Origin of the sequence: Mesorhizobium sp. M1273, assembly GCF_040318195.1 — a bacterium.
Classification (GTDB): domain Bacteria; phylum Pseudomonadota; class Alphaproteobacteria; order Rhizobiales; family Rhizobiaceae; genus Mesorhizobium.
In genome coordinates this window covers 59,847-73,958 of the sequence record NZ_JAMYLV010000015.1, presented here as the reverse complement: position 1 = coordinate 73,958, position 14,112 = coordinate 59,847, and the positions used below count along the sequence as shown (strand labels likewise).

The following is a 14,112-nucleotide window of genomic DNA, read 5'->3' as shown; positions in this document are numbered from 1 at the left end:
TGTGTGATATCGGATTAGCGTCAGCGTACCGAACGAGCAGAGCCTGACGCTCCCCTGCCTGTGGTGCTTGGTATGCTTAAGCTTCCAACTATATCGCGAGCGGCAGCAAGAAATGCATCCAATTGCTCTTTTGTGCCGATGCTGACGCGGATGCAATGTTCCAAACCATTGTCCGGAAAGTATGCAACGAGTATCTTTTGCCTTTCCAAGGCTGCTTGCCACCATGAGCCGTCCTGTCCCGCTGGCACACGGGCTAGCAAGAAATTGGCGTGGGAGGGCGTTACGGAAAATCCAAGTTGCGACAGTGCGGCTGTCACTCGCTGTCGTTCATGTCTGATGTGCTTGTGGTTCTCTGCGTAGGCGCCGCGATGCGCAAGCACGCTGATACCAACCGCATGCCCGATCACGTTCATGTTGAAGACGTTCTGGATGTTGCGCAGCCTGCCAATAATCTCAGGGTGACCGAAACCGAAACCGACGCGAATGCCGGCGGCGGCATAGCTCTTCGAAAATGTTCTCAAGATCAGAAGGTTCGAATAACGGTTGATGAGGCGCAGCCCGTGATCGGGTGCAAAGTCGACATAGGCCTCATCAAGGACGACCAGGCGATCCGATTGTGCCACGAGGCGTTCGATATTGCTTATCGAGAGGAATGTTCCGGTCGGATTGTTTGGATTGGCCACCAGAATGAACTTGGCGTCTTTTGCCGGACCGGAAAGCAATTGCTCCATTGGCAGCGAATGAGTTTGACATCCGATCTCGAGAAACTCAGCACCATGCAACATGGCAAGTTTGCGGTTGAACGAAAACCCTGGCGATATCATCGCCACCTTGTCGCCAGGGGCGAGGAAAGCTCTGTAGATGAGTCCGAGCAGTTCAGACGACCCGTTGCCTGCGATGACCTGATCCGTGGATACGCCATAGGTATTGGACGCTGCTTCCCTCAAGCTGATGTTATCGTCGTCCGGATACAGATACTGGCGATTGAGGGCCGCCACTGCACTTTGCATTATGATTGGCGGCAACGGAAACGGGTTCTCATTCGTATTCAGCTTGACAAAACTACTGTCCGGCGCTGGTCCGTTGGACGGCAGAGCATCTAACTGTCGCGTCCCTTGCGGAAGAGACGAAAGCACAGCTTGCAGTTTTGCATCGGACATATTTTATCTCCGTTTCAGTCGCACAGGGCATCCGTATGAGCTCGCAACGAGAGCAACATGGCGGACGGATTGACGATGGCAGCGTCGCCTTTCACAAGATGGTCGCAACGCCGGCTGCCATGGGATTTCGGCCAGGCTGTCCTCGGTCGGATCGACTTGACGCGGACGCGGATCTGCATCCCTGCGCGGGCCAAGCCGCTAAGCGGTCTCAGCTAATCCGCCTGAGTCATGCTTTCACAGACGCTTGACCTCGATGCCGTATTTCCTCAGCACGTAGCCAATCTGGCGCGGGGTCAGTCCAAGCAGGCGCGCCGCCTTTGCCTGCACCCAGCCACATCTTTCCATGGCAGCAATGACGCGCTCGGCGTCGGTGGTCCTCGCGCCCAATGAGTGGGTTGCTCCGGCAGGCGGGACTGTGGTGGCGGCCGAACGAGCGGCCGCATCCGGCGGCGTGGCCGGATTCACTGCCTCTGGGAGGATTGGCGCTGGTTGCAGCGCGGCCTTGCCCGATCTGCTCTTCCGCAGCGCCTCGGCAAAGCATTGGTCGTGGGAGCACGCAAAGTCGTTTCTCCCGATTGATCGTCCCTCCGCCAGGATCGCTGTCCGGTGCACGCAATTTTCAAGCTCGCGAATGTTGCCGGGAAATTCACATTTCATCAGTACTTCAATCGCACGCGGATCGAAGGTCAGCGTACGGCCGTTCTCATCGTTGAAATTCTTGAGAAACTCAGCTGCGAGGAGCGGAATATCGCTGCGCCTTTGGCGTAACGCCGGCACCAGCAAGGGAACCACGTTGATGCGATAATATAGGTCGGCGCGGAACTCATTCCTTGCAACCGCCTCTTCAAGGTTCCTGTTCGTGGCGGCAATCACGCGAACGTCGACCTTGATGGTCTGGTTGCTGCCGACGCGCTCAAACTCCTGCTCCTGCAGCACGCGCAGTAGCTTTGCCTGGAAGGAGGCCGAGATCTCGCCGATCTCATCCAGAAACAACGTCCCCTTGTCGGCGAGCTCAAAGCGACCCTTGCGGGAATTGAACGCGCTTGTGAAGGCACCCTTCTCATGACCGAACAATTCGGATTCCAGGACTGTCTCTGGCAGCGCTGCACAATTGAGTTTGATGAAGGGCCGCTTGGCGCGCGGCGACAACTCGTGAATTGCCTTCGCGACCAGCTCCTTCCCGGTACCGGATTCGCCTCGCAACAGAACCGTGGTCTTTGCCTTAGCTACCACTGCGATCTTCTCGAGCAGCGCGCTTAGCGCCGGACTGTCGCCAATCATTCCCTTGACGTGAACCTTCTTGCGCTGCGGTGCAGGGTGCTTGACATCAGAGAATTGCGTTTGCAGCCGATCTTCCACCTCCGTCGGTCGTTCGCGGTCGCCCGCGGAGAAGCGGTGCAACTTGACTGTCTGTCCCACCATGTTGGCTATCATGGTGAGCAGCCGGACATCATAATCGAGCCGATGCGTTGACCTGCTGTCCAAGGCGGGGTCGATAGTCAGCGTGCCTACGGCGTTCCCATCAACACGAATGGGAACGCCGATTAAGGACACGGTGTCGGAGGCCCCAAGCACCTCTATGTCAGCGGCAGTGAAGGCCGAATGCACCGCTATGTTCTCGGCGACGAGCGGCGTGTCCGTCGTCACAATCAGATCGATTGCCTTGCGCGGCAGGCGCATCCGGGAGCGCTCATCGCTGTTCTCGTCGCAGCCGGTGACTACGGTGATGTCCAGTACGCCCTCAGCGTCGAAGAGAGCGATGATGCCGTGCCGCATCTGCACAAACGAGGGCAGGAGATCGACGACCTTGGCCAACGTGACTTCGAGCCGGGCGGGGTCGGTGAGTACTTTCGATATTTCGAAGATGCCGGTAAGCGCGTGCTCGTGCGATGGCACAAAAGGGACCGCGGTGTTCATCTCGGACTTTGGGTAAGCCCTTTTCGCATCCGGAAGCGAAATGCGGCACTCGCTGGCATTTTGTTCTGATTTGGGAATGTTGTGGTGCATATGATCCTCGATCTCGCGCCATGAAATGCATGCCGGCGGCATGTGCGCCCGCGACGTCGCGGGCAAGCGCGAAAATGCTCTGACGTGAACTCGTGCCACCGCCGTGTGGTCGAGTGCAAAGCGGGTCGACCCCTGACGCATCGCTTGGCTCTCCCTCCACGAAGCTTGGCCACGTTCTCGGCTTGCACGGGGGCAACCACACGTTGATTTTCAAAAGACTGGAGCGAGGCGGGATAGTCAATCGAGCTTTCTTTCATTCGTGAAAGGAAACCTCGCGGCCTATGATAGAATTCGTCAGTTCTAATTTTTGTCGGCGATGTTGAACGACAGAAATACGGCGCCGGCGATGCGGTGCCCGAGCGGCTGACCGCGCCGAGTTGCCGGGCCGTGCCAGTCACCAGCGCCTGCGAACCAGGGGCGGGAGCGATAATCACTGCCGACGACACTGGTCGGTCGCGGCAACCGCCATTTCCTCGATATTGATGACGCAGATAAGGCGGCGGCGTCGCGTGTGAAGGCGCGAAGGTGGCGGTCGAGCGCGGCTTTCTCGGCGGTGCTCGGAACTTCTGAACCGCATCGTCGCGGTCAGCACCAGCGGCGTCAATCCCTACGTCTCGACGTCGCTTTCAAGCTGTCGCTGCAGCGGCAGCGCGGCAAAGAACACGGCAATTCTGCGCCCTCGTGCCAGCGATGCGGCCCTTCCCAAAGTCGGCAAACCGAGGAGCCCGCCACGATGTGCAGCAAAACCGCAAGCCAGAGAGATCGACCGGCAATCTGCCGGAGAACATCAAGCGCGTGCTGGACGGCGGCCTTGTCATTCCCGTCTTGTGCCACCGCTCATCCCATCATTGGCGAGCCCAACGTCAGTTCAGGTCATGCGGATCCATTTGGCATGGGTATTGCGGCGGCCTTGGTGCAGCGTTCGACCGGAGCGCCGCGATAGGGAGAAGCCCGGGAGAAGTCACGCCACCTCGATCCGGTCAGGGAGAGAGAAACAGTGTCAGCTGCACAAGTCCGCGGCGCGAGTCCCGCGCCCCGCAAACCCTTCTATGCCAAGCTTTACGCGCAGGTGCTTGCCGCCATCGCCCTCGGCGTCGCAATTGGCTATTTCTATCCGGGGACCGGCGAGAGCCTGAAGCCGCTGGGTGATGCCTTCATCAAGCTGGTCAAGATGATCATCGCGCCTGTCATCTTCCTGACAATTGCGACCGGCATTGCCGGCATGAACGATCTTCACAAGGTCGGCCGGGTCGCCGGCAAGGCAATGGTCTATTTCCTCACCTTCTCGACGCTGGCGCTGATCGTCGGCCTCATCGTCGCCAATGTCGTCCAGCCTGGCGCCGGCCTCAACATCGATCCGGCCTCGCTCGATGTCCAGGCCGTGAATACCTATGCCGCAAAGGCCCACGAGCAGTCGGTCACCGGCTTCCTGATGAACATCATCCCGCCAACGATAGTCGGCGCCTTCGCGGAAGGCGACATCCTGCAGGTGCTGTTCTTCTCGGTTCTGTTCGGCATGGCGCTCGCGATGGCCGGAGAGACGGGCAAGCCTGTCGTTTCCTTCCTTCAGGCGCTCATCGCGCCTGTCTTCAAGCTCGTCGGCATTCTGATGAAAGCCGCGCCGATCGGCGCTTTCGGCGCAATGGCCTTCACCATCGGCAGATATGGCATCGGTTCGGTCGTCAACCTCGCGATGCTGGTCGCGACGTTCTATTTCACCGCCTTCCTCTTCGTGTTCGGGGTTCTCGGCGCGGTCTGCCGCTACAACGGCTTTTCGATCTGTTCTCTCATTCGCTACATCAAGGAAGAGCTGCTGCTTGTTCTCGCAACGTCCTCCTCGGAGGCCGCGCTCCCCTCGCTCATGCAGAAGATGGAGAAGGCGGGCGCCAGGCGTTCGGTTGTGGGTCTCGTCATCCCGGCCGGATATTCGTTCAATCTGGACGGCACGAATATCTACATGACCCTGGCGGCCCTCTTCATCGCGCAGGCGACGAACACCGATCTGTCAATCGGCGATCAGGTGCTGCTGCTGCTCGTTGCGATGCTTTCCTCCAAGGGCGCTGCAGGTGTGACAGGTGCGGGCTTCATCACCCTGGCTGCTACGCTCGCCGTAGTTCCGAGTGTTCCCGTTGCTGGGATGGCCCTGATACTCGGCATCGACCGCTTCATGTCCGAATGCCGGGCGTTGACGAATTGCGTTGGTAACGCAGTGGCATCCCTCGTCGTCGCCCGCTGGGAAGGAGAATTGGACCAAGCGCAGATGAAAGCCGCCTTCTGCGGTCATCAGCTTGCCGAGCCATCAAACCGGCTATCCTCCGCCGAGTAAGGGCGACGCACCGCGACCGGTTTCGCCAAGCTGGTCACATGACCTGAACGATCGACTCGCAGGCTCTAAACGGCGCCTCACGGACCATGTATCAGAAGCGCTAAATGTGTGAGGGCAAATCATCGCCGCCCTAAGCGAATGAACCTTCCGTTATACCCGGCCGGTCTACGTCTGGAGTAGTCCGATACGCTGTCGATCATTCAGTATGCGGGCGTCTTCACTTTGCCCACCCGAAAGCATTGTCGAATCGCGCTAGGTGACAGAGAGCCAGCCTGCGTCAAAAACCAATCAGAATAGGACCCATGACCAAGCGCCCCACAATTACCGATCTCGCCCGCGAAGCCCGAGTCAGCGTAGCAACGGTCGATCGGGTTCTGAACGCCCGCCATCCGGTGCGCGAGGAGACCGCGCGGCGGGTCCACGACGCCGCCCACGCGATCGGCTATCATGCTGCCGGGCTCATCAAGCAGCGCTTGCGGCGAGACCTACCGTGCTACCGTCTGGGCTTCATCTTGAGAAAACCGGCCCAGCATTTCTACCAAGACTTTGCGCGCGAGGTCGAAGCGTCGGTCAATTTGGCCCAGTCCTTCCACGGCATTCCGCTCATCCAATTCGCCCCGTCACATATGCCGAGCGACCTAATCGCACCGCTCAAGGATTTGGGCGCACGCTGCCATGCGATCGCGATGGTGGCACCGGACCACCCAAAAATTACAGCAGCGGTTGAGGACCTCAAGGCCAAAGGCATTCCGGTTTTCTCGCTGCTTTCCGACTTCGCCGCCGGCGTGCGACAGGGCTATATCGGCCTCAACAACCGCAAGGTGGGACGCACGGCCGCTTGGATGGTGTCCAAAGTCGCAAAACGGCCCGGCAAGGTGGCGGTGTTTGTCGGTAGCCATCGTTTCCAGGGGCACGAGCTCCGTGACGTCGGCTTTCGCTCCTATTGCCGTGAGAACGCGCCGACGTTCGAGGTGCTCGATCCGCTTGTGAACCTGGAGAAACGGCAGGTCACCTACGAGGCAACGCTTGATCTCATGCAGCGGGAACCCGAGCTCGTCGGCTTCTATGTCGCCGGGGGCGGCATGGAGGGCGCCATCTCCGCGGTCCGGGAAGAGGGTAAAAGTCGCGATCTCGTCGCGATCGTGAATGAAATCACGCCGGAATCTCGGGCGGCACTCGCTGATAACATCATCACGATGGCGGTCGCCACGCCAATGCGCCGGCTTTCCCAGGAGCTGATAACGCTGATGACGCGGGCTATCGAGACCGGCACTGCTGAAACACCAGGACAGACATTTCTGCCGTTCGACATCCATCTGCCGGAAAATATATGAAGCTGATGGATTCTATCGTAAGCGGGGAGTTTCCTTTCATAAATGAGAGAAAGTTGATTGATGATCCGATCCACGCGGGGTAGCCGCACCCCACAGGCCTCAGCCGCGGCCCAGGATGAAGCGCCAATTGGGTGAACGGATCGGCCGCGCGTTCAGGCGGAAGCGCGAGGTAAATTCCCTACATCCGCAGCGTCGACCTCGACCGGCTTCATTGCCAACATCTCGACGTTGTCGGTGCAGGGCGGTGTCGTCAAGGATGCCTCACGCCAGTAGCCGAGCGAGGCCGGCACAGTCCATTGGGATCGACCTCGTCGACCGCCATCTCCTCGCCTGGCCGCGCGTGAAAAGCCGCGGCAAGGCCGGCAAAGTTGGCATTTGAATGGGGCTAGACATCTTCTGGGACTTCGCACGCGAAATCGGAGGCGGCAGTCAACTCAGCACCAACCCGGGCATGTGTTCTGCTCGTTCCTGGCCCTCATACTCAGCAAGGAACTGCGCCGCTCTGCCCCGAATGGCAACCGCTCCTCCGCGACCGCCTCCAGGAGCCACCATCGAAAAGGATGGTCGCGTCGTCACCACCACGTCACGGCAAAAGTGGGCAACGTCTTGAAGGCAGCTGGCATCGCTCTGCCACACAACCTGGACGAACAACTCGCCTGAGATCACCCCCAAAACGTAGTGGTAACACGCGCCGGAGCGCGCCTAACATGCTGATTAATGACATATTCTTGCGGGCGGTGTTTAACTGCCAGGTCGGATGGTCGTGCCCGAGACGCTCAATAGCTTTCAGGCAAAGGCGCCAGGCGAGATGCCTCCTGCAACATCATTTCCCGCATCCACAGGCTTGCCGGATCAGTGTTGTGAAGCGCAGGCCATTGGACGGCCTCCGTGAATGCGGGATGAGGAAGTGGCGGCGGAAGTCCGACAATCCGCAGGGGTGTTGTTTTTGCGAAATGCTGCGCCAGCCGTAAGGGCATGGTCCCGATGCGGTTGGTGCCTGATAGGACGGGCGCGATCAGGCTAAAGCCCTGTACGACGACCTCGATACGTCTCTCGAAACCGTGCTCGAGCAAATACCACTCCTCCATGGTGGGCTGCCGGGTGTGCCTGAATTTGAGCACGACATGCCCCATCGACAAGTATCGCTCGAATGTAAGTGGCTCTGACAGCTGCTTGTTCGTGCCGCAGCCTACGCATACGAGCATATCTTCGAACAGGGCTGCGCGAGGATGTTTCGACATGAACACTTCCGGCATAATCAGAAAATCAACGTCGCCGCGCCGGAGAAGCTCCTCGGGGTCGTCGCAAATAGGCAGACATTCGAAGCGGACGGCGGGAGCTTCCCGCGCAGTACGCTCTACGATCCTCTTAAAAAGCACGAGCGTGAGGTAATCGGAAAGCATGATTCGGAAGAGACGATCCGATTGGGCTGGGTTAAAGGCGTCGGAGGAAATAATCGATAGCTGGATGTGCAGCAATGCGTCCCGGACTGCTGGGGCAAGCCCCTCCGCGCGCGGTGTCAAAATGAGCTCGCGGCCGTTCATCGTAAATAGCTCATTGCTGAAGTAGGCGCGTAACCGAGCGACGGCGGCGCTCATGGCCGGCTGGCTCAGGTTAATACTGTTGGCCGCGGCAGTGACTTTACGCTCCCTGATCAGAGCGTCCAGCACAACGAGGAGATTCAGATCCAGCCCCTTAAACCGCATATCCTGATCTATCCAGCGTGTGGATGGGCATCATCTAAACAATCAATTTTACGAATTTACGAACCATGCATTAGAGGAACGTAAATGACCGACGTCAAGCTCAAATCGACGGCGCCGCCATACGGGCGGGAACATCGAGAGAGCTCATTGGCGAGCCCCCACCGGCTGGCTCACCGTCGCTAACGACAACGGTTGAGTGCAGCCAACAACGCCGCCGCTTTGGCCGGGTAATGCGGCCCGCAAGAAACTATTTTGAAGAGAGGTCCTGAATGCGCCCTCAGGTGCAGTGGAAATTGTGCTGGGAAAACGAGTTGCAGCTCTCGGACCACGTCGAGCTCGCCCAGTTCTTTCGTAATACCTACGGGCCGACTGGGGCGTCCAACGCAGAACCGTTCGAAGGTAGTCGAAGCTGGGCCGGAGCCAGGCCTGAACTCCGCGCAATCGCCTATGATTCGAGCGGTGTAGCGGCTCACATGGGCATACTGCGCCGTTTCATCAAGGTTGACGCGGTCGATCTGTTGGTGGCTGAGCTGGGCCTGTACGGGGTACGTCCGGATCTTGAGGGTCTCGGAATCGCCCATTCAATCCATGTCATGCTTCCAATACTGCAGGAGCTTGGCGTTCCATTCGCTTTCGGAACCGTCCGGGACGCGCTGCGGAATCATGTTGAGAGGTTCGGGCGGCGATACAGCCCTTTGGCCGTTTTGTCGGGAATTCGCGTGCGCTCCACCCGACCAGAGGCGCGCCTCGACCTGCCGCCCACACGCATCGATGACGCACTCACCATTGTTCTGGCAGTTGGACGGCCGATCAGCGAATGGCCCACGGGCACGATGATCGATCGGAACGGACCAGAGCTATGAGCCGTCCCGATTGCTTGTACGAAGTGCGCCGTGAGTGCTCTGACGGCTCCGGCCGTCGCAGCGTTTATCTGACGTTTGACGACGGTCCCAATCCACTTTTCACACCGGAGATTCTGGATGTGTTGGCAGAGCAGCGGGTGCCGGCGACTTTCTTCGTCATCGGCGCCTACGCCTTAGAGCACCCGGATCTAATCCAACGAATGTTTGCAGAAGGGCACGAGCTAGGCAACCACACGATGACTCATCCGGATCTGTACAAATGCGGCTTCGGCGAAGTGCAACGTGAGATCTTTGAAGCGAACGGCGCCATCATGAGGGCGTGCCCTCAGGCCTCGGTGCGCTATATTCGCGCGCCCTACGGGGCCTGGAGCGAAGAAGTCTTCACAGCGTCACAGATCGCCGGGCTGACGGCCCTCCATTGGTCCGTCGACCCTCGAGATTGGTCTCGCCCTGGGGTCGACGCGATTATCGATACCGTGCTCGCCTCTGTCCGGCCGGGCGCAATCGTACTCTTGCACGACGGATGCCCTCCCGGCGAGTTGAGCCAGGGCGCTCACGCCGGTCTGCGCGACCAGACGGTCACGGCGCTGTCCCGGCTGATTCCAGCACTTCATGAGCGCGGATTTGTAATCCGCTCACTTCCTCAACATCACTGAACAAACGAGATCCCATGACTCTTCTTGGTACAACCAGCACTGTGGCCATTTCGCTTTATGCACTGCTCTCGACTGCTTATAAGAGCATGCAGGGGATTTATGCTCTGCCGACAAACGACTCATCGGCGTTGGAGGATCTCGTCGGCTCCGATCAACTGCCCAGCGTGGATGTCATCGTCCCCTGCTTCAACGAGGATCCGCGCACGCTTTCAGAGTGCCTGGCGTCCATTGCAGACCAAGAATACGCCGGAAGACTTCGGGTCTATGTGGTTGATGACGGTTCTGGAAATCGCGAAGCCGTAGGAACTGTCCACGAAACCTACGCGCGCGACCCTAGGTTCGACATCATTTTGCTTCCCGAGAATGTTGGAAAGCGCAAGGCGCAGATCGCCGCGATACGCCGCTCATCCGGGGATTTGGTGCTTAACGTTGATTCAGACACGATACTCGCGCCCGACGTCATCACCAAGCTTGTACCGAAGATGCGAGATTCAGCGGTCGGCGCAGTCATGGGTCAGTTGATTGCCAGTAACCGGAGCGAGAGCTGGCTGACAAGGCTGATAGACATGGAGTACTGGCTGGCTTGCAACGAGGAGCGCGCGGCACAGGCTCGCTTCGGTGCCGTTATGTGCTGTTGCGGCCCATGTGCCATGTACCGCCGGTCTGCGCTCCTTTTGTTACTGGACCAGTACGAGTCGCAATTTTTTCGGGGCAAGCCAAGCGACTTCGGGGAGGATCGCCATCTCACTATCCTCATGCTGAAAGCAGGCTTTCGAACCGAGTACGTTCCGGGCGCCATCGCGGCCACAGTCGTTCCGAACAGACTCGGACCGTATCTGCGCCAACAACTCCGTTGGGCACGAAGCACATTCCGGGACACGCTGCTTGGGCTGCGCTTGCTGCCCGGCCTCAATAGCTATCTCACGTTGGACGTGGTCGGACAGAATCTCGGGCCGCTGCTCCTCGCCCTATCGGTACTAACGGGCCTCGCACATTTCGCACTGACAGGCACTGTGCCTTGGTGGACAGGACTGATGATTGTGTCCATGACCATGCTCCGATGCAGCGTGGTAGCATTTCGTGCTCGACAGTTTCGATTTCTGGGCTTTTCCCTGCACACGTTCATCAACATCTTTCTCTTACTTCCCTTGAAGGCCTACGCGCTGTGTACATTGAGCAATAGCGATTGGCTGTCGCGAAGCTCTGCTGTCCCTACATCGAACACTGGGGGAAAACAGGCCCCCACCCAAACTCCGATCACTGGATCAAGCAGGGCAGAATTCTCACCGCATGCGGCTCCGCTTCGCAGGCTCAATCTTGCGCGGATTCTTCGGGATTAGCGCTGTCGAGCAACATCTGCGGCGACGAGTGATCGCTAATTACCTAGGTGGACGAGAGGTGGACGAGTTTGACCCAGAACATGAATCATCAGTTGCTCGATCGGGAATTGGCCGCAGACGATCCGTGGCGCCTCGACGGCAATCCGTTCGAGCGGGAGCGCCACACGCAAATGCTCCAGCTGGCGCTTGCCCAAGGCTCCATTACAAATGCCCTCGAAGTCGGGTGCGCTGCCGGCGCATTCACGGAAAAATTAGCTCCCAACTGCCAAGGGCTCACCGTCATCGATGTCGTGGCGCAAGCGATTGCTCGAGCACGTCAACGGATAAAGGAGCCGTCGCGCATCAACTGGATAGTCTCCGATGTTCAACAGTTTTCGACCGACGAGTTGTTTGACCTGATCGTTGTGGCGGAGGTCCTATACTACCTCGAAGACATAGCCGAGATGCGCGCGGCCGTCAAAAACCTGGTGCGGGTGCTTGCGCCAGGCGGGCATCTGATCTTCGGATCGGCAAGGGATGCTAATTGCCGTCGCTGGGGTCACGCCGCTGGTGCTGAGCCGGTCATCGCCATGCTGAACGAAACGTTGATCGAGGTAGAGCGTCTTGAGTGTCGGGGCGAGTCGGTCAACGAAGACTGCTTGCTCGTCCGTTTCCGGAACCCGCTTTCCGCTTCCTGATCAATCGAATCTATCGCCGTTAACGTGGAGACACTATGCGCATCTGTGGTACCAAGCTGACCCATGATGGGGCGATCGCCCTTGTCGAGGATGGACGGCTCGTCTTCTGCGTTGAGCAGGAAAAGCGGCACAACAATCCGCGTTATCAAACCATCGATAATCTCGACGCAATTGTCGCCGCTTTGGCGGAACAGGGGCTAAATCCTTGTGATGTCGATCAGTTCGTTATCGACGGCTGGGATGGCGAAGACGAGTCACAGTTTCAGGTCCGGCAGGCAACCAAGCAACCGCCAGTCTTGGCGTCCCTCTCGGTAAAATGAACCCATGTCCATGGTAGCGATCGATCTTACTGACGTAAGCAAAACTTATGACAAGCTCGTTGTCGACAGACTGTCGTTCCGCGTTGCGGCGGGGGAATGCTTCGGGCTCTTGGGACCGAACGGTGCGGGCAAAAGCACGATTGCGCGTATGGTCCTCGGCATGACATCGCCTGATGCGGGGAAGATTACTGTGCTCGGCGCTCCAGTGCCGGCGCGCGCGCGTTTGGCACGTATGCGCATCGGCGTGGTCCCGCAGTTCGACAATCTTGATACCGCGTTCACTGTACGCGAGAACCTGTTGGTGTTCGGGCGCTACTTCCGGATGAGCAGACGCCAGATCGAAGCGGTCATACCATCGCTGCTTGAGTTCGCCCGCCTCGAGAACAAAGCGGATGCGCGCGTCGCCGAACTGTCCGGCGGCATGAAGCGGCGCCTGACGCTCGCGCGTGCGCTGGTCAATGACCCGCACTTGCTGGTGATGGACGAGCCGACCACCGGCCTCGATCCGCAGGCCCGCCACCTGATCTGGGAACGGCTGCGATCGCTGCTGGCGCGGGGCAAGACTATTCTTTTAACTACCCATTTCATGGAAGAGGCCGAGCGGCTGTGCGATCGGCTGTGCGTTATGGAGGAGGGGCGCAAGATCGCCGAAGGCCGCCCGTCCGCACTCATTGACGAGCAGATCGGCTGTGACGTGGTCGAGGTCTACGGCGGCAATCCGCATGAACTGGGTGCGCTGATCCGGCCGTACGCACAGCGCATCGAGGTGAGCGGTGAGACGCTTTTTTGCTATGCACCCGATCCGGAGCAGGTGCTGGTGCAGCTACGCGGGCGCGCGGGTCTGCGCCTTCTGCAGCGTCCCCCCAATCTCGAGGATGTGTTCTTGCGGCTAACCGGGCGCGAGATGGAGGACTGAACAATGGGCGAACGTTATGCGGCGGCCATGCCCGCCAATGCGTGGAATTGGGTCGCGGTTTGGCGCCGCAACTATCTTGGATGGAAGAAAATCGGGCTTGCATCGGTTCTCGGCAACCTCGCCGATCCGATGATCTATCTGTTCGGTCTCGGCTTTGGCATCGGAACAATGATAGGTCCTGTTGAGGGCACTTCGTACATTGCGTTTCTCGCGGCTGGCATGGTTGCCACAAGCGCGATGGCATCGGCGACTGCTGAAACGGTTTACGGGAGTTTCGGCCGCATGGACAACCAGCGCACCTGGGAAGGAATGCTATGCACTCAGCTGACGCTCGGCGATATCTTACTCGGCGAATTGGCGTGGGCAGCCACCAAGGCCCTGATGGCGGGCACAGCAATCACTATTGTTGCCACCACGCTCGGCTACACATCGTGGCCATCCATCCTCTGCTTGCTGCCAGTCATCGCTCTCAGTGGCCTCGCCTTCGCGAGTCTAGCGATGGTCGTCACGGCGCTTGCGCCCAGTTATGAATATTTCATATTTTATAATACGCTTGTTATAACACCCATGCTGTTCCTTTGCGGCGCGATGTTTCCGGTCAACCAATTGCCCGGCGCTTTTCAGGGCGTCGCCTCCTTGTTGCCGCTCGCACATGCAATTGACCTCATTCGTCCGGCGATGCTTGGCCGTCCGGCCGGCAGCATGGGCCTGCATATCGGCGCGCTTTGCATATACACGGTTTTGCCGTTCTTCCTATCGGTTGCTCTATTTCGTCGTCGGCTGATGCGTTGACGCTACTCACCATTC

11 protein-coding genes and 2 pseudogenes are annotated in these 14,112 nt (G+C 58.8%); 10 read left to right on the top strand and 3 right to left on the bottom strand.

Translation table 11 applies throughout. From position 1 onward, the window contains the following. Window positions 1-20: 20 nt before the first annotated feature. Both hisC and nifA read right to left on the bottom strand, forming a co-directional pair. Window positions 21-1,160, bottom strand: a complete 1,140-nt coding sequence (gene hisC / locus NKH30_RS17770) for a histidinol-phosphate transaminase (RefSeq protein WP_352548209.1) — start codon at window positions 1,158-1,160, stop codon at window positions 21-23. 234 nt (window positions 1,161-1,394) lie between these two features. Continuing rightward, window positions 1,395-3,167, bottom strand: coding sequence for a nif-specific transcriptional activator NifA (gene nifA, locus NKH30_RS17765; protein ID WP_352996347.1), 1,773 nt, complete (start codon window positions 3,165-3,167; stop codon window positions 1,395-1,397). Window positions 3,168-4,164: 997 nt separating this feature from the next. On the opposite strand from nifA, the gene NKH30_RS17760 reads away from it, so the two are divergent. The 3 genes and pseudogenes from NKH30_RS17760 to NKH30_RS33185 all read left to right on the top strand — a co-directional run. Beyond that, the gene (locus NKH30_RS17760) at window positions 4,165-5,493 is read left to right on the top strand and encodes a dicarboxylate/amino acid:cation symporter (RefSeq protein ID WP_352996345.1); all 1,329 of its coding nucleotides are present in this window, start codon (window positions 4,165-4,167) and stop codon (window positions 5,491-5,493) included. A 302-nt stretch (window positions 5,494-5,795) separates the two neighbouring features. Further along, window positions 5,796-6,827, top strand: coding sequence for a LacI family DNA-binding transcriptional regulator (locus NKH30_RS17755; RefSeq protein ID WP_352466665.1), 1,032 nt, complete (start codon window positions 5,796-5,798; stop codon window positions 6,825-6,827). 408 nt (window positions 6,828-7,235) lie between these two features. Further along, window positions 7,236-7,487 (top strand): annotated as a pseudogene (locus NKH30_RS33185) (IS1634 family transposase); the annotation flags it as partial. A 116-nt stretch (window positions 7,488-7,603) separates the two neighbouring features. On the opposite strand, the gene NKH30_RS17750 reads toward NKH30_RS33185, so the two are convergent. Next, on the bottom strand, window positions 7,604-8,533 hold the full coding sequence (locus tag NKH30_RS17750; RefSeq protein ID WP_352494956.1) for a LysR family transcriptional regulator: 930 nt from the start codon (window positions 8,531-8,533) through the stop codon (window positions 7,604-7,606). A 269-nt stretch (window positions 8,534-8,802) separates the two neighbouring features. On the opposite strand from NKH30_RS17750, the gene NKH30_RS17745 reads away from it, so the two are divergent. The 7 genes and pseudogenes from NKH30_RS17745 to NKH30_RS17715 all read left to right on the top strand — a co-directional run bounded on the left by NKH30_RS17745 (window position 8,803) and on the right by NKH30_RS17715 (window position 14,097). Then, window positions 8,803-9,396, top strand: a complete 594-nt coding sequence (locus NKH30_RS17745; RefSeq protein WP_352472404.1) for a NodA family N-acyltransferase — start codon at window positions 8,803-8,805, stop codon at window positions 9,394-9,396. After that, window positions 9,393-10,052, top strand: a complete 660-nt coding sequence (nodB, locus tag NKH30_RS17740) for a chitooligosaccharide deacetylase NodB (protein ID WP_352996342.1) — start codon at window positions 9,393-9,395, stop codon at window positions 10,050-10,052. The genes NKH30_RS17745 and nodB overlap by 4 nt, the downstream gene beginning before the upstream one ends. 14 nt (window positions 10,053-10,066) lie before the next feature. After that, window positions 10,067-11,392, top strand: coding sequence for a chitooligosaccharide synthase NodC (gene nodC, locus NKH30_RS17735; protein WP_352996340.1), 1,326 nt, complete (start codon window positions 10,067-10,069; stop codon window positions 11,390-11,392). An 80-nt stretch (window positions 11,393-11,472) separates the two neighbouring features. Beyond that, a complete protein-coding gene (gene nodS / locus NKH30_RS17730) occupies window positions 11,473-12,069 on the top strand; it encodes a nodulation methyltransferase NodS (protein WP_031194123.1) in 597 nt (198 codons plus the stop codon). A gap of 35 nt (window positions 12,070-12,104) precedes the next feature. Next, window positions 12,105-12,350, top strand: a pseudogene (locus NKH30_RS17725) (carbamoyltransferase N-terminal domain-containing protein); the annotation flags it as partial. Between the two features lie 43 nt (window positions 12,351-12,393). Next, window positions 12,394-13,305, top strand: coding sequence for a nodulation factor ABC transporter ATP-binding protein NodI (gene nodI, locus NKH30_RS17720; RefSeq protein WP_352450739.1), 912 nt, complete (start codon window positions 12,394-12,396; stop codon window positions 13,303-13,305). A gap of 3 nt (window positions 13,306-13,308) precedes the next feature. Beyond that, window positions 13,309-14,097 carry an ABC transporter permease gene (locus NKH30_RS17715; protein WP_352996338.1) on the top strand — a complete coding sequence of 263 codons (789 nt, stop codon included), beginning with the start codon at window positions 13,309-13,311 and terminating at the stop codon, window positions 14,095-14,097. Window positions 14,098-14,112 lie beyond the last annotated feature (15 nt).